Origin of the sequence: Lautropia dentalis, from assembly GCF_003892345.1 — a bacterium.
GTDB lineage: Bacteria > Pseudomonadota > Gammaproteobacteria > Burkholderiales > Burkholderiaceae_E > Lautropia > Lautropia dentalis.
Window position 1 is genome coordinate 1,272,651 of sequence record NZ_RRUE01000001.1, and the last position, 19,843, is coordinate 1,292,493.

The window sequence follows — 19,843 nt, forward strand, 5'->3', positions numbered from 1 at the left end:
TCACTCGTCGCCGTTTTCCTGTTCGGCGGCCACTTCGGCCTTCAGGTCGGCAATCTGTTCCTTGAATTCTTCCACGCTGCCGGCCACGCCTGCGTACAGCTTCATGGCCATGCGGATCAGCTTGGCACGTTTTTCCGGGTCGCCCAGCACATAGGCCGCGGCACCACCCAGCAGCAGGCCGAGGATGAACTGCTCGGTCTGGCGGTTGCCGCCGAACAGGCCCGACAGGCCCAGGCTCTGCCATGCGCTGTGGCCGCCGGTCTGGTTGAAGGCCTGCTGCGGGTTGAAGGCTTGCGGATTGAAGCCCGGGACCGGCTGCTGGCCATTGAAGTTCTGCTGTCCGTTGAACCCGGGTTGGCCATTGAAGCCCGGCTGGCCGTTGAAGGCGGGCTGCCCGCCGAAACCGTTGGGGTTGAAGTTGCCGTTGGGTGCAAAGCCCCCGTTGAAACCGTTCTGGCCGTTGAACGGCTGCGGGTTGGCAAAGCCCTGCTGTCCGTTGAACCCGGGCTGGCCATTGAAGCCGTTGGGGTTGAAACCGTTGTTCCATGGCTGGCCGAAGCCGGCGTTGTAGCCGTTGTCGAAGCCCTGCTGCTGGGGCCACGCATTGGCGTCGGGCTGGCCATTGAAGGCGTTCTGGGCCGGCTGGCCACTGAAGGCATTCTGTCCGTTCCAGTTGCCGTCGTTGGTGTTCTGCGAATACTGCTTGTTCTTGCCCATGAGAAAACTCCGTGTTGCCCGTCAGCGTCCGGCCCGGAGGTGGGGGAGGGTGACGGGGTGTGATTCGGTGAAAAGGTGTGGTGTGGGGTGATCAGGCAGCGGGGGTGGCTGCCTCGGTTTCGTCGATGTCGCTGGCGCTGCTTGCGCGGGGGCTGTCGGCTGCCTCGAAGTTGACTTCCGGCGCGTCGTGCGCAGCGGCCTGTGCCAGTGCGGCCTCGGCCAGGCTGATGGGGTCATCGGCAGGCAGGTCCACCGCTTCGGTGCGGGGAGCGGCCTGACGATCCTTCAGGTAGCGTTCGGCCAGCAGCACGCCACCGGCGCCCAGGGCGGCGGCCAGCAGGGCGGCGCCGGGACGGGACTGGCGCAGTGCCCGGGCCGAGGCGGTGCCGGCGGCCAGCGCCACGCCACCCTGCAGCGCGAGGCGCAGTGTGGTGCGGTTGAGCTTGCCGGCAATGGCGGCCACGTGGTGGCCCTGCGGCTGGTGGGATTTCTGCTGCAGCGTGGCCAGCAGCCCGGTGGTGATGCTGCCCTTGAAGAAGTCTTCGACGGCGGTGCCGGTGAGTGACGCGGGGGCCTGGCGGGCACCGTTCAGGGCCACGGGCAGGTTGCCGGCTGGCCGGACCTGCAGCGGGAACGGGCCTTGCGGCAGACCGTTGCCGGTGCGGGGCGTGATGGACGCCGGCTGGACCGGGCGCTGGGCGCCGTTCGGTATGGCTGCGAAAGGCTGGCTACCTGGTGCAAAGGGCTGGCCGCCGGCTGCGAAGGCCTGGCTGCCGGAGGCGGCAAAGGCGGGATATCGGGGCGTGTTCACGTCAGGCATCCTGCGAGTCGTTGTGCTGGGGATGATGATGGGGCTTCTTGTTCATGGCCTTGTGGGCCAGGCTGTTCTTGCGGGGGCGGCGGGGGCGTGCGCTGCCCCCTTCGCCGCCGGTGCTGCGGGCAGCGGCGTCGAGCGCCTCGCTGGTGCCGGCCGATACACCGGCGCCCCGTGTGCCGGTGCGACGGGTATTGGTGTCATCGGCACCGGGAGTATCGGCATCATGGGGGGCGGCACGGCGTGCCTTGCGGCCGGTGGTGCCACTGGGGGCCGGGGGCGGCAGCAGCAGGGCCGGACCGGTGCTGTCTTCACCGGTTGCGTGGTTCTTGCGGCGCAGTGTGTCGGCTACCGTCCGTCGGACCTGGGCGCCGGTTTTCTTCACCGTGTCGAAGCCGGTGCTGGCGGCATCACGGATGCCGGCACCGGCGCGCTTCAGGCCGTTCTGCACGGTCTTGCTGCGGGCCAGCTGGGTGGCAGCAGCGCCGGTGGCTGCGCCGAGGATGAGGGGAAGCAGTGGAAACATGAATGACTGGATTCTGGAATGCCCGGCGCTGCGGGCATCGTGAAAGAAACGGGAAGTCGGTCTGGCAGGCCCCGAAAGCGAAAGGCGCCCGGTGGCGAACCCGCGGGCAGGGGGCGGTCAGTTGGTCAGCTCAGGCCGTTGATGTCGTGGGTATCGTCCTCGTCGGGATTGAGCGGTGCATCGGCGCACAGGTCGCAGGTGGTGGTGCTGCAGCGGCGCGTGCGCCGCCGGCCGGCCTGGCGGGTACCGTGTACGGCCAGGCCGCCCACCAGGGCACCGGCCACGAGCATGGGGTTGAGCGTCTTCAGCACGGTGCCGGTGAAGCCCAGATAGCCGCCCTGACGGGTGAGCAGGGCGAAGAGCCCTTCCATGGCATCACCGATGATGCCGTGGCTGGCATGGGCCTGGGCCGGGTCGATGCCCTGGGCAACGTGCAGGCTTTCGCGGTCGACGGCCGATTGCCAGGCACGCTGCAGCGTGGGCAGGTTGCGGGTGAGCAGGTCGGACTGCAGACGTTCGAGCTGGCGGCGCAGCGGCAGATCGACGGTGGCGGTGACCAGATGCTGGTACAGCGCCGCACTGCCGACCGTGCCCTGCATGGCGCGCTCGATGGCCTCGCGCCAGCCCTCGGTGATGGGCTGGGCGGTGGGGGCGTCCATGGCCGGGCGCGGAATGCCGTACTGCAGGCACAGGTTGCCCAGCGTGGTGACGCGCTGCTGGGTGGTGGTGAGCAGCGTGGACCATGGGGCCTGGTTGCCGAAGGCACCGGCCGCCGAGGTGTAGTACGCCCAGGCCGCGTGCTCGTCCTGCAGGGCCGCGTACAGGATCTGTGCCGTGCTGGCGGGCACGCCGTCAGGACGCGGCGTGGCGAAGGTGTTCATGGGCTTCGTCCATAATGGTTCGCAGGGTCTGGGCGGCCGGGCTGTCGGTGCCGGCCAGCAGGTCGGGCCATGCGGCGTTGGGGATGACCGCCGGATCGTATTCGATGGTGCAGGAGCGCGCCAGCAGGTTCCAGCTGATGTTCTTCACGCCGCGGATGCGCTTGAGTGCGGCATTGATGGTGTCGGACTTGTTGTCCGCGCCCTCGAAGCTCACGCCGCTGAGGGCGCCCTTGCCCAGCTTGAGGCGGATGCGGCCCGGCACCTGATGGGCAATGGAGAGATAGGGCGAGAAATGGGCGAGCACGACGGCCGGGGGCGTCTGCGGGGTGAAGATGGTCTGGTCAGTGGCCATGGAGGAGCGCCGCAACGGGTGCAGCCAAACAGTGGGATAGCGTGAGGGAACGGAAACGGCCGGAAGCCTTCCGGGACACCGGCCGGCCCGGGCGAAGGCCCGGCTGGCTCGGGGGTATGGAAAGGACTTTGGGATAATGCGTGCCCGGGACGGAGAGGTCCATGACACGCTGTGGATCGGGAGAGACAGCGGTGGTTCGACGGGGAACCATCGGGCTGCTGCCGTTTGCCCGGCCGGCATCGGACAGAAGCACCGAGGTTGGCATTTTGCCTGAATTCATGCCGGCTGGCGCGCGGTTGACGCAATTCAAACGAAGAAATGGGAATGCTTCTGGCGCGCCATTCAACTGTCGTTTTTCCCGCACGGCTGGCTGCGAATCAATCGCAGGAAAATCTGGCCTCGTGCCCTGTCGGAACCCCGGTACGGAGCGATGTGGGGCAAATGGCCATGACAGACGCCGGGCAGGCGCTAATCAGGCAGAACCTGGTCAGGCAGACCCGTTGCCGCACAGATGATCCGGCGACAGGCCGGACCGGTGCGATATGACGCCGCCTGGGGCCGTTGATGGTCCGGCAGGGCGTATGCAGATGTCGGCTACAACGCGTTGCGTCATTCGCAACACCTTGGGGCTGCCAGCGCTGTGGCAGCCCGGCAGCCGGCTCAGAGAATCACGGTCAGGAAGGTGATGCCGCCGAGGATGAAGCCCGGGGCGTTCGAGATGGTGACCGGCCAGTCGCGGCCCTTCTTGAAGAGCGCGTAGATGACCCACAGCAGGCCGTTGATGCAGGCCACCAGCGGCTGCAGTGCACTGCCCTTGTGGCCGGCCAGGTTCATCTGGATCTGCGGAAGGTAGGCCACATACATGCAGATGGCGGCGATGGTGGCGATGGTGCCGAGGATGTTGGCGGATTTCTGGGAGAGTTTCATGATCGGTCGGTGTTCGGTTCGGGGGGCGTCCAGTGGGTCCCCGTTACAGGGCCGTCAGGCAGGCGATGATGCCCAGCGGGATGCCGGGGGCGTTGGCCAGCGCCACCGGGATGTCGCGCTGTGGCTTGAACAGGGCGTAGATCACCCAGAGCGTGCAGTTGATGGCGGCACACAGCGGCTGCAGCGCGCTGCCCTTGTGACCGGCCAGATTCATCTGGATCTGCGGGATGTAGGAGACATACATCGATACCGCCGTGAGGGTGCCGATGGTGGCCAGAATGCGGGTCTGCCTGTCGGTGAGCAGCATGGGGAAGTCCGGAGAGAGGAGGGTTGGTGAAGGAGCCGGCTGCCGCCTGGGCGTGCAGGGCCGGCACTGCGGTGTTTCGGGGATGTCGTGCCGGGGAGGTTGCCTGGCGCCCGGGCTGCTGCCCGGATTCGTCCCGAAGGTGTCGAAGTGCAAGACATACTGTATACCCATGCCTGTTTCCGGTGCGTACATGGCAGGGCGTCAGGCCCGGTTTCATGGCTGGCATCACGGTTTGTGATGAATGTGGCGCAAAAATACGCCATGGGGTTTGCGGAATCCCCATCATCTGCGGTGTCCATGCTGCGTCTCCGGGTGGCATGTCCGATGCCTGATGCCGGAGACCGGATGCTCGGGACCAGATGCAGGAGGTTGGGCAGCGAATGCCTGGTGCCGGGAGTTAGGGGCTGAATGCTGGATTCATCCCGACTTTGGCAGTCGTGTCCGGGATTGGGGGGGGTCTCGTCAGCCGTGCTCGGGATCGGGGTATTCTCGTTTTTCGCATACAAATAGAAGTTTTTTGCATGTCTGCCCCGTCTGCTGGCCGGATTCGGTGCCTAAAATTTGCCCCCATGGATTGGGAATATGTGCAGGAGATCATTCCGCGCTTCGTTCAGGCGGCCCAGATGACGCTGAAGCTGTCAGCCTGGGGCGTGGGCGGCTCGCTGCTGCTGGGGGTGCTGGTGGCGCTGGCCATCAGCTACCGGGTGCGCGTGCTGCAGGGGCTGGCGCGGGGCTATGTGGAGCTGTCGCGCAACACGCCGCTGCTGATCCAGCTGTTCTTCCTGTATTACGGTCTGCCCAAGATCGGCATCCACTGGGATGGCTTTGTCTGCGGGGTGATTGCGCTGACCTTCCTGGGCGGCAGCTACATGGCCGAGGCGCTGCGGGCCGGGCTGGAAGCCGTGCCGCACGGCCAGGTGGAATCGGCCACGGCCATCGGGCTGACGAAGGTGCAGGTGCTGCGCTACGTGGTGCTGCCGCAGGCGCTGGCCATCGCGCTGCCGGCCCTGACGGCCAATGCGCTCTTTCTGGTGAAGGAAACCTCGGTGATCAACGCCGTGTCGGTGGCCGAGCTGCTGTTCGTGACCAAGGACATCATCGGTACCGACTACATGACCAACGAGGCGCTGTTCATGCTGCTGGCCAGCTATCTGGTGCTGCTGCTGCCGCTGTCGGCGCTGGCGGCCTGGGTCGAGAAACGCATGCGGAGGGCGGAATATGGCCGCGCTTGAGGTGCTGCTGTCCGGGCAGAACGTGCCGCGGCTGCTGCACGGGCTGTGGCTGACGCTCTACATCTCGGTGCTGTCGGTGGGCGCCTCGGCGGTGCTGGGCACGGGCCTGGGGCTGCTGATGCGCAGCGGCAGCGGCGTGGTGCGCCTTGGCTGCCGGCTGTATCTGGAGACCATCCGCATCGTGCCCATTCTGGTGTGGCTGTTCGTGCTGTACTTCGGCCTGCCTACCTGGACGGGCTGGCATGTGGATGCGCTGTGGGTGTGCGTGGGCGTGTTCTCGCTGTGGGGCACGGCCGAGATGGGTGATCTGGTGCGGGGGGCGCTGTCGTCGCTGCCGCCGCACCAGCGCACGTCGGCGCTGGCGCTGGGGCTCACGCCGGGGCAGGTCTTCGTGTACATCGAGGCGCCGCAGGCACTGCGTCGGGTGCTGCCGGGCGCCATCAACCTGTTCACGCGGATGGTCAAGACCACGTCGCTGGCGGCGCTGATCAGCGTGATGGAGGTGGTGAAGGTGGGGCAGCAGATCATCGAGCGTTCGCAGATGATCGAGCCCAAGGTGCCCACGGCCTCCTTCTGGATCTACGGGCTGATCTTCATCCTGTATTTCCTGGTGTGCTGGCCGCTGTCGGCGTATGCGGCGCGGCTGGAAAAGCGCTGGGCGGGGTGAGGGGGCTGAAACAGCCGGGTATTGAACCAGCAGAATATTTCTGGACAGGACATGTCGAACACGACAGACAGTAACGTCAGTCACGAAGCCGGTGCACATCGCGGCGGGGATACATTGACCGGGTCAGGCGCCGCGCTTCCGGGCCAGGGTGCGCACGCTGGGGACAGGACGCAGCCGCAACCCGGTGCGCGCCCCGTGAAGGCGCCGCTGCTGGAGATCCGCGGCCTGCACAAGCGCTATGGCGAGACGGTGGCGCTGCACAACATCGACCTCACGCTGCATCGTGGCGAGGTGGTGGTGATTCTCGGCCCGTCGGGCTGCGGCAAGAGCACGCTGCTGCGCTGCATCAACGGGCTGGAGCCCATCCAGGGGGGCGAGATCCGCATGGCCGGGGTTGGGGTGTTCGGGCGGGATCTGGGCTGGGATGCGGTACGCCAGAAGGTGGGCATGGTGTTCCAGAGCTATGAACTCTTTGCCCACATGAACGTGATCGACAACATCCTGCTGGGCCCGATGAAGGTGCAGAAACGCAGGCGCGCCGAGGTGGAGGCCGAGGCCGACCGGCTGCTGGAGCGGGTGGGGCTGCTGGCCCGCAAGCAGGCCTGGCCGCGTGAACTGTCGGGCGGACAGAAGCAGCGCATTGCCATCGTGCGGGCGCTGTGCATGAACCCCACGGCCATTCTGCTGGACGAGATCACGGCGGCGCTCGATCCGGAGATGGTGCGCGAGGTACTGGATGTGGTGCTGGAACTGGCGCGCGAAGGGATGAGCATGATCATCGTCACGCACGAGATGGGCTTTGCCGAGAAGGTGGCCGACCGGATCGTCTTCATGGATGGCGGGCGGATCGTCGAGGAGGCGCCGCCGGCGGAATTCTTTGCCGCCCAGCGTACCGAGCGGGCCCGGGTGTTTCTGAACGGCATGGATTACGTGATCTGAATTTGCATCAAAGACGGCTGCGCAAAAGCAGCAAGGAGAATGGAAAAATGAAATTCAGCTTTGGATCGGCGGTGATGGCTGCCCTGCTGGCCGTGGGCGTGGTGTCGGGCAACGCGGCCATGGCGGCCGATGACGGCCTGGCGCAGATCAGGTCGGCCGACCGCATCCGCATCGGTGTGTTCGGCGACAAGCCGCCGTTCGGCTACATCGACAGCAACGGCCAGAGCCAGGGCTTCGATGTGGAAATTGCGAAAGCCTTTGCCAGGGATCTGCTGGGCAGTCCCGACAAGGTGGAGTTCGTCATCACCGAGGCAGCCAACCGGGTGGAATACCTGAAATCCGGCAAGGTGGACATCATTCTGGCCAATTTCACGCAGACGAAGGAGCGTGCCCGCGTGGTGGATTTTGCGGCGCCCTACATGAAGGTGTCGCTGGGGGTGGTGTCGCCCGAAAAGGCGCCCATCAAGGATGTGGCCGAGCTGCAGGGCAAGACGCTGCTGGTCAACAAGGGCACGACGGCCGATGCGTATTTCAGCAAGAAATACCCGGAGCAGGCGCTGCTGAAATTCGACCAGAACACCGAGACCTTCGATGCGCTCAAGGATGGCCGTGGCGTGGCGCTGGCGCATGACAATGCGCTGCTGTGGGCCTGGGCGAAGGAAAATCCGGGCTATGTGGTGGCCATCGGCGAACTGGGCGAGCCCGAGTTCATCGCCCCGGCCGTGAAGAAGGGAGATACGGCGCTCAAGGACTGGGTCGACCAGGAAGTGGCCACGCTGAAGAAGGATGGTCGCCTCAAGGCCGCCTACGAAAAAACCCTCAAACCCGTCTATGGCGACAAGGTGAGCGCGGACAGGCTGCTGGCCGAGTGAGTCCTGTGCACCGGGCCGGCGTGTGCAGACGCCGGTGAGGTTTCATGTGGGCCGATGTGGGTACTTTGGTACCGGCATCGGCCGTTTTTGTGTGCGGTCAGTTTGCGGGCGCGGCGGCGCATCAGGTTTGCGGGGTTGCCGAAGGGAGCGTGGCCCGGATGGCCTCGATGCCGGCCATCGCAAAGCGGTGCAGGTGGTCGGTCAGGACATCGGCCGGCATCTGCCGCAGCTCCTGCAGCGGGCCGGGCAGGTTGCGGCCGCCGATCAGCATCAGGATGCAGGGGCCGCCGGTGCTGATCAGACAGCGCACGGTGGCGGGATGATCGGGGGCACATCCCAGCTCCTGCGCGAGTATCTGCCGGGCGATCTGCAGCTTGGGGCCTGCCACCCGCAGCAGCAGTTCGCGCGTGTGTTCGCTGGGCGTGACGAGGGCACCGGCCAGCACCGGCATGTACCAGTGGGGGTCGGGGTCCAAAGCCTGGGCCACGAGGCCGGCCAGCAGCAGGCGGATCTTCTCGCTGGCGGGCAGCGGGGCAGCTGCCATGGTGGCCAGCGTGTCCAGCGAGATCAGCTGGCGGTGCGCCTCTTCCAGTACCGCCTGATACAGTCCGTCGCGGCTTTTGAAGTGATAGTTGATCAGTGCCATGTCCACACCGGCATGGGCAGCCACCGCCTTGCTGGTCGTGCCGGACAGGCCATGGGCGGCAAACAGTTCACCGGCCGCCTGCAGGATGCGGGCACGCGTGGCCTCACCGTCGGAGCGGGAGCTGCGGGGCGCGGCGCGGCCCCGCGAAGGGCGCCGCCTGGTTGCAGGGGCGGACGTGCCGGCGGCTGGTGCACCGGGGGGTGAAGCCGGAACGGGCGAAGAGGTGACGGCATTCATGACGGTTATTGTTCACCATTTGCACGGGTCGTGTCATTACGGGGCGTCTTGTCAGCATACGGCCGGGACCCAGCATGGAGACGAATGTGTCCTTGACACGCGCTGGCCGGGCATGTGTCCAGCGGCTCACCATGTGTCATACACCCGCCGCATGTCAGCCAACCGGTCGCACGTCATCCAGCGGCCACACGTCAACCGCTGACCACCAGCCACACATCAGCATCGGCCACACGTCAGCATTATAGTTTCAATTCAATTTAAATTTAATGTATGATGGTGATAACGGATGCGCGAAACCGCATCCGGCGGGGCCGAGGGTGTCCGGTCTGCCCCAGCCCGAACGGGGTGGCGTGCGGTACGTCACTAGCCGGAACTGGAGTCATCGCATGAAGAAAGCTGTCCTGATCGTGGTGGTGCTGGCCCTGTTGGCAGTGGGGGGCTGGGTTGGCTGGCAGCGTCTGTATCCCGCGCCGCAGCAGGCGTCGGTCTTCTACGGCAACATCGATGTGCGACAGGTGTCGCTGGCCTTCGAGGGCAGTGGCCGTGTGGCGCAGGTGCGCGTGGAGGAGGGGGACCGCGTGAAGGCGGGCCAGCCGCTGGCGGTGCTCGATACGCGCACGCTGCAGCTGCAGGCCGAGCAGGCGCAGGCCCAGCTGCAGGTGCAGGAAGAGAATCTGCGCCGCCTGCAGAACGGTGCCCGTCCGGCCGAGATCGCCCAGGCGCAGAGCCGGCTGGCCGCTGCCCAGGCCGATGCGCAGCGGGCCCAGCGTGACCTGCAGCGGCTGCAGACCATCGTCAGGTCCAGTGCCGGTGCCGTGAGCGTGCAGGACGTGGACAGGGCACGCAGTGCGGCCCGGGTGGCCGAGGCCACGGTGCGCGAGCGTCGCGATGCGCTGGCGCTGCTGCGCGAGGGGACGCGCAGCGAGGAAATCGATGGCGCCCGCGCGCAGGTGCAGGCCGCGCGGGCCCAGCTGGCCCTGCTGCAGCACCAGATCGCCCAGGGCGAGCTGCAGGCCCCGGTGGATGCGGTGGTGCGCTCGCGTCTGCTGGAGCCGGGCGACATGGCCTCGGCGTCGCGGCCAGTGCTGGCGCTGGCCCTGACCTCGCCCAAATGGGCACGCATCTATGTGGACGAGCCACTGCTGGGCAAGGTGCATCCCGGTCAAAATGCCACGCTGATGGTGGACGGGCCGTCGGGCGCCCGCACGTCGCTGCAGGGGCGGGTGGGCTACATCTCGTCGGTGGCCGAGTTCACGCCCAAAACGGTGCAGAGCGAGTCACTGCGCACCAGCCTCGTGTACGAGGTGCATGTGCAGGTGGACGACCCGGATGATCACCTGCGGCTGGGCCAGCCGGTGACGGTGCGCCTGCAGCCATGACGGGCATGACGGGCACCATCTATACCGAACCGCTGGAAGACAGCGTGGTGGCCACCGGCGTGTGCAAGGCTTTCACCGGGCCGGATGGGCAGCCGGTACAGGCGCTGAATGCCGTGTCGCTGCGCGTGCGGCGCGGCCAGATGACGGCGCTGGTCGGTCCCGATGGTGCCGGCAAGACCACACTGATGCGCATGATGGCCGGGCTGATGGTTCCCGATGCCGGCCAGCTGCAGGTGCTGGGCGTGGACGTGGCGCGGCACCCGCAGCGGGTGCAGGACCAGATCAGCTACATGCCCCAGCGTTTCGGCCTGTACGAGGACCTCAGCGTGCAGGAGAACCTCGATCTCTATGCGGACCTGCATGGCGTGCCACAGGCCGAGCGGCACGAACGCTTTGCCCGTCTGCTGAAGATGATGGACATGGACCGCTTCACGGCGCGTCCGGCCGGCAAGCTCTCGGGCGGGATGAAGCAGAAGCTGGGCCTGGCCTGCACGCTGGTGCGCTCTCCGGCCCTGCTGCTGCTGGACGAGCCCAGCGTGGGGGTGGACCCGCTGTCGCGTCGTGACCTGTGGGAGATCCTGCTGCAGCTGGTGCGGGATGAACGGCTGAGCGTGGTGGTCAACACGGCCTACATGGACGAGGCCGAACGCTGTGCCCGGGTGCACGTGATGAGCCAGGGCCGGGTGCTGGCCGAGGGAACGCCGGCGGAACTGGCCCATCGGGCCGATGGCCTGACCTTCGTGGCCGATCCTCCGCCCGGGGAGCCAGCGCGCATGCTGCAGGCGCGACTGATCGATGCATCGGCGCTGATCGCGGACGCCGTGCCACGGGGAGGTGCCGTACGCTTCATCCGCTATCCACAGCCCGGCGCCACGGTGCGGCCGGGATCCATGGCCGGGCGCGGTGCGGGTGATGCCGCGTTGAATGGGGCTGGCGATGCGGCCGGACGCGCAGTGTGGGCTGACGATGGCGCAGGAAATGGGCATGGTGATGCCGTCCGGAACGGGGCGGGTGACGCCGCCCTGTCTGCTTTGCTGGCCCCCGCGGTGGCCCGGCCGCGTCCGGCCGAACTGGAAGATGCCTTCATGCTGCTGCTGCGGGAGCAGGCACAGCAGCAGGCGGCGCAGGCCGGGCCTCTATCTGGCAAGGAGGGATTGTCCACGCCGGCGGAGGTTGCATCAGAGCAGAACGGATCGTCCGCGGTTGCGGAGGTTGCATCTGGCCAGCATGGGCGGCTGGCCATGCAGAAGGACGGGTCGATGACTGTCCGGCGTGGGTACCCGGCGATTCGGCCGGCCGGTGGAGAGGCATCTCCCGCGATTCGGGCAGATGCCACCCGGTCAGGTGTCATCACACCGGAAAAACCCGTCATTCTCGTTCGTGATCTGGTTCGTCGCTTCGGGGATTTCACCGCGGTGGCCAGCACGTCGTTCGAGGTGCGGCGTGGGGAGATCTTTGGCCTGCTCGGGCCCAACGGGGCGGGCAAGACCACCACCTTTCGGATGCTGTGCGGGCTGCTGCCGGCCACCAGTGGCACGCTGGAGGTGGCGGGCAACAACCTGCGGGTGGCGCCGGGCCGGGCCCGGGCGCGGCTGGGCTATGTGGCGCAGAAGTTTTCACTCTATGGCTCGCTGAGCGTGCGCGAGAACCTGGAATTCTACGGCGCGGCCTATGGGCTGCATGGCCGGCGGCTGCGCGCGCGGGTCACGGCTGTGATGCAGCAGTTCGGGCTGGAACCGGAGGCCATCAGTGGCATGTTGCCGGCCGGCTACCGGCAGCGGCTGGCCATGGCAGCCGGGCTGGTGCACGAGCCGGAGGTGCTGTTTCTGGATGAGCCCACCAGCGGAATCGATCCGCTGGCACGCCGGTCCTTCTGGCGCACCATCACGGCGCTGGCCGAAAGTGGTGTGACCATCGTGATCACCACCCACTTCATGGAGGAGGCCGAATACTGCGACCGCATGGCCATCCAGGATGCCGGCCGGATGCTGGCACTGGGTACGCCGCAGCAGGTGCGCGAGCAGGCCGGGGCTGCGGGCGACGACATGAACAGTGCCTTCATCGCCATCGTCGAGCAGGCGCGCGGGGATACGGTGCAGGCTGCCGCGGGAGCCCACAGGCCGCCGGAACAGGGTGAAGGGGGCGGTGGAACCCCAGACCTGGGCAGGCGGGACGGCAGCGGCGTGCTGCACGGGCCGGCAGGAGAGGGCAGATGGACGTGAGCGGTTTTTTCCGGCGCCTGCGTGCGCTGGTGATGAAGGAAACGCACCAGATGCTGCGCGACCGCAGCAATCTGCTGGTGGGGCTGGCCCTGCCCGTCACGATGATCCTGCTGTTTGGCTACGGCATGTCCTTCGACGTGAAGGACGTGCGGGTGGCCCTGGTGATGGAAGATGCCTCGCCGCAGGCACAGGCCGTGATGCAGGGCATCGGCGGCTCGCGCTACATGCAGCCGCAATGGGTCAACAGCCTGCACGAGGCCGAGGCGCTGATGCGTCGCCACGAGGTCGAGGCCATCGTGCAGGTGCCGGCCGATTTCTCGCGGCAGTTGCAGACCGGTACGGCGCCGGTGCAGCTGCTGGTCAACGGCTCGGAATCCACCCAGGCATCCACCATCGAGGGTTACATAAGCGGTGCGCTGGCGCTGCATGCGCAGAAGCAGGCCGACCGGGCCGCCCTGCTGGACACGGGCAAGGCGGCGGCTGCTACGGTGGGCAGTGCGTCGGTGGTGTCGCGTACCTGGTTCAACGAGGCGGGCGAGAGCACGTGGTTTCTGGTGCCGGGGCTGCTGGTGATGGTGCTGACGATGATCGGCGCCTTTCTGACCTCGCTGCTGATTGCGCGCGAGTGGGAGCGCGGCACGCTGGAGTCGCTGTTCGTCACACCGGTGCGGCCGCTGGAGATCGTGCTGGCCAAGCTGGCGCCGTGGCTGGTGGTGGGCGCCATCGACCTGGCCATGTGCCTGCTGGCGGCGCATTTCCTGTTCGAGGTGCCCATGCGCGGGTCGCTGGCGCTGATCGTGCTGGCCGGCATGCTGTACCTGACCGTGTCGCTGCTGATCGGGCTGTTCATTTCCGGGCGTACGCGCAACCAGTTCCAGGCCAGCCAGATGGCACTGCTGACCAGCTTCCTGCCGTCGATGATGCTGTCGGGCTTCGTGTTCGACCTGCGCAATGCGCCGGCCGTGGTGCAGGCGGTGGGGCATGCGCTGCCGGCCACCCACTTCATGGGGCTGATGAAGAGCCTCTTCCTGATGGGCAATCACGGGCCGACGCTCTGGCAGGGTCTGCTGGCGCTGCTGGGCTATGCGCTACTGCTGCTGTGGGGCACGCTGCGCACGGTGCAGAAACGGTTGGGCTGAAAACGATTGGGCTGAGACAGATGGTGGATCGATGGATGATGAGCTGGCGCCAGACCCTGGCGCTGATCCGCAAGGAGCTGCAGGCGCTGTTCAAGGAGCCGGCCAACCGGATCATCCTGTTCGTGCCGGTGCTGCTGCAGGCGCTGCTGTATGGTTATGTGGCTACCTACGACCTGCACGACACGCCATTTGCCGTGCTGGATGAGAGCCACAGTGCCGAATCGGTGCAGCTGCTGGGCCATGTGGAGGGCAGTCCGCTCTTCAAACGGGCCGCCACGCTGACCAGTACCAGCCAGATCGCCGGTGTGGTGGACGACGGCGAGGCGCTCTTCGTGTTGAGCATTCCGGCCGATTTCGCCCAGCGCCTGGCCCAGGGGCAGACGGCACCGGTGCAGGTGATCATGGACGGTCGCAACACGGTGACGGCGGGCCTGGCCGGTGCCTATGTGAGCAGCATCGTGACCAGCTGGAACGCCCGGCGGGCGCAGGCAGCCGGCAGCAGCACGGCGGGCAGTGTGACGGTGGTCTCGCGCGCCTGGTACAACCCCAATCTGGATTCGCGCTGGTCACTGATGCCCACGCTGGTGGCCAGCCTGAGCCTGACACAGACGCTGCTGCTGGCGGCGCTGTCGGTGGCCCGCGAGCGCGAGCAGGGCACCTTCGACCAGCTGCTGGTGACGCCGCTGTCGCCGGCGCAGATCCTGGTGGGCAAGGCGGTGCCGGCCGTGCTGATCGGACTGCTGCAGTCCAGCGTCATTCTGGTGATCATCCGCTTCTGGTTCGGGATTCCGATGGCGGGTTCCGTGGCCGTGCTGTATGCGGGGCTGCTGGTGTTCACACTGGCCGCCGTGGGGCTGGGCCTGTCGATTTCGGCGCTGTCGCTGACCATGCAGCAGGCCATGCTCTACACCTTTTTGCTGATCATGCCGCTGATGCTGCTGTCGGGGATGATCACGCCGGTGCGCAACATGCCGGAGGTGCTGCAGCTGGCCACGTATGCCAATCCGCTGCGCTTCGGGGTGCTGATCGCGCGCGAGGTCTATCTGGAAGGAGCCGGGCTGGCCGACATCGCGCCGGCGCTGGTGCCCCTGGTGGTGACGGCGGCCATCACGCTGCCGCTGGCAGGCTGGCTGTTCCGCAACCGCCTGTCCTGAGCGGGGCCGGGTCCATGACACGCGCTGATATAGGGCGGGCACCCGGGACAGGCACCCACGGCGGCAGGCTGGGCGGCCATGGGCGCCCGCGCTTGTCATGAGCTGTGCCTGTGATGCCGCCCGGTGACGCAAAGCCATGATGATGCATGCCGTACCGATATCCGGTTCGGCGCTCAGGCGGCCTGCAGCTCCCGTGCCAGCAAGGCCACCAGTTCCGCAGCGGGCAGCTCGCGTGCCAGCGGGGCGCCCTGACCGGCCCAGTGGGCGGCCAGGGTGTGGTCGTCGCGGGCGCTGGCCGCGGCGTGCAGCTGTCTGGCGGCATCGTAGGCGCGCGGATAGGCGGCCGGACGTGGCGCACCGGGCAGGTCGCCCCGCTCGATCAGCCGGTTGGCGATGCCCCGGGCCGGGCGGCCGGAAATGGCGGCCGTCAGCCGGGTATGGAATGCGCCGGCGCCTTTCAGGCGGGCACGGTACGCTGCACCGGCGGCGGACTCGGGGCACAGGATGAAGGCCGTGCCCAGCTGGGCCGCGACGGCGCCCAGCCCGAGCATGGCCCGTATGCCCTGGCCATCCATGATGCCGCCGGCCGCAATGACCGGTAGCCGCGTGAAACGGACCAGTAGCCGGACCAGTACGGCCGTGCCGAGCCCTTCATCGGTGGGCGTGTTCACCCCGGTCATGGCATCGAAGCGACCCCGGTGTCCACCGGCCTCGATGCCCTGGGCGATGATGGCGTCCAGCCCGGCAGCCTCGATGGCCTGTGCCTCTTCCAGGGTGGTGGCGGTGGCCATCAGGCAGATGCCCGCCTCGTGCAGTGCCTGTATCTGTGCCGGGCGGGGCAGCCCGAAATGAAAGCTCACCACCGCGGGCCGGGTTTCCAGCAGCACGGCCAGCATGGCGTCGTCATCCAGAAAACTGCCGTAGATCTCGTGCAGTTCGGCGGGCGGTGTCAGTCCCGATTCGTCGAACAGGGGGGCCAGGTGCTGCAGCCAGGCGCGGTCGGCTGCCGGGTCCGGAGCGGCCGGCTGGTGGCAGAACAGATTGACGCCGAAGGCGCGGCCGGTCAGGCTGCGGGTGGCCCCGATCTGTTCCCGGGCGCTGTCCGCAGGGCTGGCGCCCAGCCCCAGGTTGCCCAGGGCTCCAGCATTGCTGACGGCGGCAGCCAGGGCCGGGGTGGCCGTGCCGGCCATGGGCGCCTGCACGATGGGCAGGGACATGCCGAGCCGCTGCAGCAGGGGATGGAGATGGCCAGCGGTCGTGAGGCCGGGGTTCGATGTATCGGGCATGGTGTCTCCTCGTGGCTGGGGGTGTCCTGGTTTTGTGACCCTGTGGCCGGGCCATTTTTCCTTGCTGGCCGGCGCGAGGGTCGGGCCTTTGCTGGCCCGGGCGCGTCATGGGCTCATTCGTCCCCGCGCTGGTTCTGGCATTGGCTGACAAGGCGCCATCTGACGCCGGAACTGCAGCGCCATGTGATGGGGTGGCGGGGCTTCGGTGCGGTGTGTCCAGAACCTCGGCGCCAGGTGCCGCCCGTGCTTCAGCGCCGGATGTAACGATAGCCGATCCAGCCGCCCAGCAGGCCGCCCAGGTGGGCAAAGTGAGCCACGCCTTCCTGCGTGCCGGTCAGGCCGAACCAGAGTTCCAGTGCGGCATAGATGGCCACGAACACGCGGGCGGGCAGCGGAATGGGCGGAATCAGCAGCATGACCCGCTCGTGCGGAAAGAGCAGTGCATAGGCCAGCAGGATGCCGAACACGCCGGCCGAGGCCCCGATGACCGGCGCACCGCCCTGACCGGGGATGAGCATGGCCACGAGCAGTTGTGCCAGTGCGCCGAACAGCACGGCCAGCCCATAGGCGATGGCGGTACGCCGGGCGCCCCAGACCAGCTCGACCCGCGAACCGAACATGTAGATGGCAAACATGTTGAACAGCAGGTGCGTGAAGCTGCCGTGCAGCACGCTGTAGGTGAGCAGCTGCCATGGATGGGTGAGCGTGATGAGCGGATCGGGCCACAGGGCCAGCCAGCGCATGCTCTCGTAATAGAAGTTGGCCTGCAGCAGATAGAAGATGGTGTTGACGAGCAGGACAGCCTGGACGAATGGGGGCACAGTGGATCTCGGCAGAAAAAGGGGGGACGAAAAGGGGGGACAGGGCGTCGTCCGGAGCAGGCATCCGGCGCAGGAAGGTGATGAGCCTCTTTCGCCCGCGGAAGGAGGTGGAGGCTCCCCGGGGTGATCCCCAAGGTAAAACCCGTCCGGAACAGCTGGGGGCGGACCCGGACGGCTTCAAGGCATGTGCGGGCTGGAACCTTCGCCGTCCTTCGGGCTTCTGGAGGCCCTGGCCGTCCCGGAGACCCTGGCCGTCGCCCGCACCGTCACGCGCGCCCACGGGAGCCAAGGTGTCGCAGGACTTTTGCAGAGGCACCCAGAGGTGCTTCCCGCCGGGCTGTCCATCAGGCATTGCCCGGGCTGGGGGCATCGGCCGGAGGCCGTCGCGGCGAGATGCCGGGGCGCGGTGTCTTGCGTACCTCCTCGCGCTGCGGGGGCAGGATGCCGGTGACGGGTACGGCGATGAGCGTTTCGCCCTCGTCGCTCAGCGTGGTGGCAAAGACGGGGACATCCGGATCGGCGCCGGCCTTGTCGCCCAGGGCACCGGCATCCGGCACGGGGGTGTCTGCCGTGAGCGGTGCATCATTGCCTTCCGGGTGGAACAGCGGGGAGGCCACGAAGGGAAACCGCTGTCCGGATGTCGAGGGTGAGGCCATGCTCGCGGATGTGGTCGCGGCAGTGGTCGTAGCCATGCCTGTGGGTGTGGTCGCGGCAGCGGTCGTAGCCATGGTCGTGGCCGCGGTCGTAGTCGTAGGCTTGGCCCCGGTCGTAGCCGTAGCCGCGGTCGTGTTCATGGTCGCGGGCGACGCGGCAGCAGCCGTGGCCGGTGAGGGGGCGGCCACGGCCGGGAAGGAGGCCATGGCGGCGGCGTCCGTGGCACACAGGCGGCCCGTACCGGTCGGGATGGCGTCCCAGTCGTCCCCCGGATCCCGGACGGCCGGGGTGGCCTGCCGGCCTTCACGCTGGGCCTGGCGCTCGAGCTGCTGCAGGGCTGCCCGGCGCTGAGCCGTGCTGCGCAGGCCGACGCCCCCGCCCAGTTCCTCATCGGCCAAAGCCACACCGCCCATGATCTGCCCATGCGGCAGGACAGGTGCAGCCGAAGCCGCCACCGCCTGAAGGCTGGCGGCCACTGCACCGGCGCCACCGCCGACCAGGCTGGGGGTCAGCACGGTACGGCTGCCGGCGGGACGGGTCAGCAGGTCGCGGAAGCTGATGGTGGACAGCACGGCCGACATCTGGTCCTGTGCGTAGAAGAAGGTCTGGATGGTGTCGTCGGCAGCCGGGTCCGGTGGATGGATCTCGCCGGCGTGACGCACGGCCTCCAGGACCTGCCAGGGCGTGATGTTGCCCAGATCACGCCCGGGTATCCAGCCTGGCGGGTCGGTGCGGTCGGTGCGCACGACGATGCCCCGGGCGGCCAGCGCCTCCAGAATGGCGTCGATGGCGTAGCCGGGCGTGTGAAAGCGCTGGGCCAGTTCTCCGGCCTGCAGTGGCGTACTGCCCTGCAGGTAGCGTTCGCCCAGTGTCTGCATGATGGCCAGGGCCAGCTGGTCCTGGCTCTGCGACGACAGCCGCGGCTCCTCGCCGGGGCTGGCCATCAGGCATTCGGTGTGCTGCATGTAGAAGCCCACGCTGGCGCCCACCAGCACCACCAGCCAGCTGACATACAGCCAGATCATGAAGATGATGATGATGGCCAGGCTGGAATAGATGGCGGTGTACTGGCTGGAACCGGCCACGAAACGGGCAAAGCCCCAGCCGGCGCTCTGCCAGCAGACACCGGCCACCAGCGCACTGGTCAGCGCGGGCATGAAGCGCACCCGCGTGTTGGGCATGAACAGGTACAGGAACAGGAACAGCAGGATGACCAGCACATAGGGCAGCAGCCGGCCGGCCAGCACGGCCAGGTGACCGAAGGGCTCGACGCTGATGATCATCTGCACCAGGTGCGACGAGGCCAGGGTGGCGTTGAGCCCCAGCGCCGAGAACACCAGGATGGGCCCGAGCAGCAGGATGCACAGGTAGCCGCTGATGCGCTGCGAGATCGAGCGCATCTGCTTCACGTGCCAGATGGTGTTGATGGACGCCTCGATCTTGAGGATGGTGGAGACGGCCGTGAACAGCAGCATGCCCAGACCCACCGAACCCAGCACCCCGACATTCATGTTGTTGATGAAGTTCATGATGTTGGTGGTGATTTCCTGACCCCGGGGACCGAGCGGCTCCATGAAACGCGCCAGGGCGGGTTCGATCTGGCCCCGTACGCCAAAGGCCGTGGAGACCGAGAAGGTCAGCGCCAGCATCGGCACGATGGACAGCAGCGTGGTGTAGACGAGGCTGGTGGCGCGCAGTGTCAGCTGGCCGAAGGCCAGATCCCGGATGACGGCCAGCAGCACGGCCAGGCTCTTGACGAAGAAGCCGGCCAGCCCCCGCCGGTTCGGGGTCTGGTGGTAGAGACGGTGCTGCAGGGCGGCGAGCAGGCTGGCGGGATTGTCCATCGGGAGAACGGGGCGAAGCATTCCAAACCCCCTCAAGTCTACAGAAAGCCGCTACTTTCCGGGGCAGGCTTCCATGACGGGCGGCAGGGGTTGCACGCCCGGCCGGATCATGGTTGGCACCGCAGGCTGCCGTGTGCCCCGGCCTGTCTGCATTCGGCCGTTCACGGCACATTGCCCGCCGTCCGGTGTTCGCCGCCCCTGCCTGCTGCCCGCTGCCGGAAGCGGCA

At 67.3% G+C, this 19,843-nt stretch carries 19 protein-coding genes; 8 read left to right on the forward strand and 11 right to left on the reverse strand.

Annotated features, from left to right (window positions below; genetic code table 11):
• From EHV23_RS04835 to EHV23_RS04865, 7 genes are all read right to left on the reverse strand, one after another.
• Complete coding sequence (locus tag EHV23_RS04835; RefSeq protein ID WP_125094943.1) at nt 1-717, reverse strand: hypothetical protein; 717 nt, start codon at nt 715-717, stop codon at nt 1-3.
• A 91-nt stretch (nt 718-808) separates the two neighbouring features.
• Complete coding sequence (locus EHV23_RS04840) at nt 809-1,528, reverse strand: hypothetical protein (protein ID WP_125094944.1); 720 nt, start codon at nt 1,526-1,528, stop codon at nt 809-811.
• 1 nt (nt 1,529) lies between these two features.
• Nucleotides 1,530-2,057 carry a hypothetical protein gene (locus EHV23_RS04845; RefSeq protein ID WP_125094945.1) on the reverse strand — a complete coding sequence of 176 codons (528 nt, stop codon included), beginning with the start codon at nt 2,055-2,057 and terminating at the stop codon, nt 1,530-1,532.
• Nucleotides 2,058-2,182: 125 nt separating this feature from the next.
• Complete coding sequence (locus EHV23_RS04850) at nt 2,183-2,938, reverse strand: ferritin family protein (RefSeq protein ID WP_125094946.1); 756 nt, start codon at nt 2,936-2,938, stop codon at nt 2,183-2,185.
• Nucleotides 2,910-3,290 (reverse strand): heavy-metal-associated domain-containing protein, encoded by a 381-nt coding sequence (locus EHV23_RS04855; RefSeq protein ID WP_125094947.1) that lies wholly within the window; start codon nt 3,288-3,290, stop codon nt 2,910-2,912. The genes EHV23_RS04850 and EHV23_RS04855 overlap by 29 nt, the downstream gene beginning before the upstream one ends.
• A gap of 660 nt (nt 3,291-3,950) precedes the next feature.
• Entirely contained in the window at nt 3,951-4,217 is a 267-nt protein-coding gene (locus EHV23_RS04860; RefSeq protein WP_125094948.1) for a SemiSWEET family transporter, read from the reverse strand.
• A 43-nt stretch (nt 4,218-4,260) separates the two neighbouring features.
• Nucleotides 4,261-4,524, reverse strand: a complete 264-nt coding sequence (locus tag EHV23_RS04865) for a hypothetical protein (RefSeq protein ID WP_125094949.1) — start codon at nt 4,522-4,524, stop codon at nt 4,261-4,263.
• A 569-nt stretch (nt 4,525-5,093) separates the two neighbouring features.
• Between EHV23_RS04865 and EHV23_RS04870 the strand changes: the two genes are divergently transcribed.
• The 4 genes from EHV23_RS04870 to EHV23_RS04885 all read left to right on the forward strand — a co-directional run bounded on the left by EHV23_RS04870 (nt 5,094) and on the right by EHV23_RS04885 (nt 8,234).
• Nucleotides 5,094-5,756 (forward strand): amino acid ABC transporter permease, encoded by a 663-nt coding sequence (locus tag EHV23_RS04870; RefSeq protein ID WP_125094950.1) that lies wholly within the window; start codon nt 5,094-5,096, stop codon nt 5,754-5,756.
• Nucleotides 5,743-6,423, forward strand: coding sequence for an amino acid ABC transporter permease (locus EHV23_RS04875; protein WP_125094951.1), 681 nt, complete (start codon nt 5,743-5,745; stop codon nt 6,421-6,423). Before EHV23_RS04870 ends, EHV23_RS04875 begins: the two co-directional genes overlap by 14 nt.
• A 207-nt stretch (nt 6,424-6,630) precedes the next feature.
• Nucleotides 6,631-7,362, forward strand: a complete 732-nt coding sequence (locus tag EHV23_RS04880; RefSeq protein ID WP_203228936.1) for an amino acid ABC transporter ATP-binding protein — start codon at nt 6,631-6,633, stop codon at nt 7,360-7,362.
• 47 nt (nt 7,363-7,409) lie between these two features.
• Nucleotides 7,410-8,234 (forward strand): cysteine ABC transporter substrate-binding protein, encoded by an 825-nt coding sequence (locus EHV23_RS04885; RefSeq protein ID WP_125094953.1) that lies wholly within the window; start codon nt 7,410-7,412, stop codon nt 8,232-8,234.
• Nucleotides 8,235-8,355: 121 nt separating this feature from the next.
• On the opposite strand, the gene EHV23_RS04890 is transcribed toward EHV23_RS04885, so the two are convergent.
• Nucleotides 8,356-9,117, reverse strand: coding sequence for a TetR/AcrR family transcriptional regulator (locus EHV23_RS04890; protein ID WP_125094954.1), 762 nt, complete (start codon nt 9,115-9,117; stop codon nt 8,356-8,358).
• 386 nt (nt 9,118-9,503) lie between these two features.
• Here EHV23_RS04890 and EHV23_RS04895 point away from each other — a divergent pair, with 386 nt between their 5' ends.
• From EHV23_RS04895 to EHV23_RS04915, 4 genes are read left to right on the forward strand one after another with little or no spacing between them, the layout of a single operon-like run.
• Nucleotides 9,504-10,496 (forward strand): HlyD family secretion protein, encoded by a 993-nt coding sequence (locus tag EHV23_RS04895; RefSeq protein ID WP_125094955.1) that lies wholly within the window; start codon nt 9,504-9,506, stop codon nt 10,494-10,496.
• Complete coding sequence (locus tag EHV23_RS15960) at nt 10,493-12,718, forward strand: ATP-binding cassette domain-containing protein (protein WP_238990281.1); 2,226 nt, start codon at nt 10,493-10,495, stop codon at nt 12,716-12,718. The genes EHV23_RS04895 and EHV23_RS15960 overlap by 4 nt, the downstream gene beginning before the upstream one ends.
• Nucleotides 12,709-13,857 carry an ABC transporter permease gene (locus EHV23_RS04910; protein WP_125094956.1) on the forward strand — a complete coding sequence of 383 codons (1,149 nt, stop codon included), beginning with the start codon at nt 12,709-12,711 and terminating at the stop codon, nt 13,855-13,857. The genes EHV23_RS15960 and EHV23_RS04910 overlap by 10 nt, the downstream gene beginning before the upstream one ends.
• Before the next feature lie 20 nt (nt 13,858-13,877).
• Entirely contained in the window at nt 13,878-15,011 is a 1,134-nt protein-coding gene (locus EHV23_RS04915) for an ABC transporter permease (RefSeq protein WP_125094957.1), read from the forward strand.
• Between the two features lie 173 nt (nt 15,012-15,184).
• Here EHV23_RS04915 and EHV23_RS04920 read toward each other — a convergent pair whose 3' ends face one another.
• From EHV23_RS04920 to EHV23_RS04930, 3 genes are all read right to left on the reverse strand, one after another.
• Entirely contained in the window at nt 15,185-16,297 is a 1,113-nt protein-coding gene (locus tag EHV23_RS04920) for an NAD(P)H-dependent flavin oxidoreductase (RefSeq protein WP_125094958.1), read from the reverse strand.
• Nucleotides 16,298-16,545: 248 nt separating this feature from the next.
• Nucleotides 16,546-17,118 (reverse strand): rhomboid family intramembrane serine protease, encoded by a 573-nt coding sequence (locus EHV23_RS04925; protein ID WP_203228872.1) that lies wholly within the window; start codon nt 17,116-17,118, stop codon nt 16,546-16,548.
• Nucleotides 17,119-17,462: 344 nt separating this feature from the next.
• A complete protein-coding gene (locus tag EHV23_RS04930; RefSeq protein ID WP_158615840.1) occupies nt 17,463-19,616 on the reverse strand; it encodes a YihY/virulence factor BrkB family protein in 2,154 nt (717 codons plus the stop codon).
• Nucleotides 19,617-19,843: the final 227 nt, after the last annotated feature.

Coding starts and splice junctions, on each gene's coding strand:
- EHV23_RS04835 (WP_125094943.1), bottom strand. CDS start 717: ATGGGCAAGAACAAGCAGTATTCGCAGAACACCAACGACGGCAACTGG.
- EHV23_RS04845 (WP_125094945.1), bottom strand. CDS start 2,057: ATGTTTCCACTGCTTCCCCTCATCCTCGGCGCAGCCACCGGCGCTGCT.
- EHV23_RS04850 (WP_125094946.1), bottom strand. CDS start 2,938: ATGAACACCTTCGCCACGCCGCGTCCTGACGGCGTGCCCGCCAGCACG.
- EHV23_RS04855 (WP_125094947.1), bottom strand. CDS start 3,290: ATGGCCACTGACCAGACCATCTTCACCCCGCAGACGCCCCCGGCCGTC.
- EHV23_RS04860 (WP_125094948.1), bottom strand. CDS start 4,217: ATGAAACTCTCCCAGAAATCCGCCAACATCCTCGGCACCATCGCCACC.
- EHV23_RS04865 (WP_125094949.1), bottom strand. CDS start 4,524: ATGCTGCTCACCGACAGGCAGACCCGCATTCTGGCCACCATCGGCACC.
- EHV23_RS04870 (WP_125094950.1), top strand. CDS start 5,094: ATGGATTGGGAATATGTGCAGGAGATCATTCCGCGCTTCGTTCAGGCG.
- EHV23_RS04875 (WP_125094951.1), top strand. CDS start 5,743: ATGGCCGCGCTTGAGGTGCTGCTGTCCGGGCAGAACGTGCCGCGGCTG.
- EHV23_RS04885 (WP_125094953.1), top strand. CDS start 7,410: ATGAAATTCAGCTTTGGATCGGCGGTGATGGCTGCCCTGCTGGCCGTG.
- EHV23_RS04890 (WP_125094954.1), bottom strand. CDS start 9,117: ATGAATGCCGTCACCTCTTCGCCCGTTCCGGCTTCACCCCCCGGTGCA.
- EHV23_RS04895 (WP_125094955.1), top strand. CDS start 9,504: ATGAAGAAAGCTGTCCTGATCGTGGTGGTGCTGGCCCTGTTGGCAGTG.
- EHV23_RS15960 (WP_238990281.1), top strand. CDS start 10,493: ATGACGGGCATGACGGGCACCATCTATACCGAACCGCTGGAAGACAGC.
- EHV23_RS04910 (WP_125094956.1), top strand. CDS start 12,709: ATGGACGTGAGCGGTTTTTTCCGGCGCCTGCGTGCGCTGGTGATGAAG.
- EHV23_RS04915 (WP_125094957.1), top strand. CDS start 13,878: ATGGTGGATCGATGGATGATGAGCTGGCGCCAGACCCTGGCGCTGATC.
- EHV23_RS04920 (WP_125094958.1), bottom strand. CDS start 16,297: ATGCCCGATACATCGAACCCCGGCCTCACGACCGCTGGCCATCTCCAT.
- EHV23_RS04930 (WP_158615840.1), bottom strand. CDS start 19,616: ATGGACAATCCCGCCAGCCTGCTCGCCGCCCTGCAGCACCGTCTCTAC.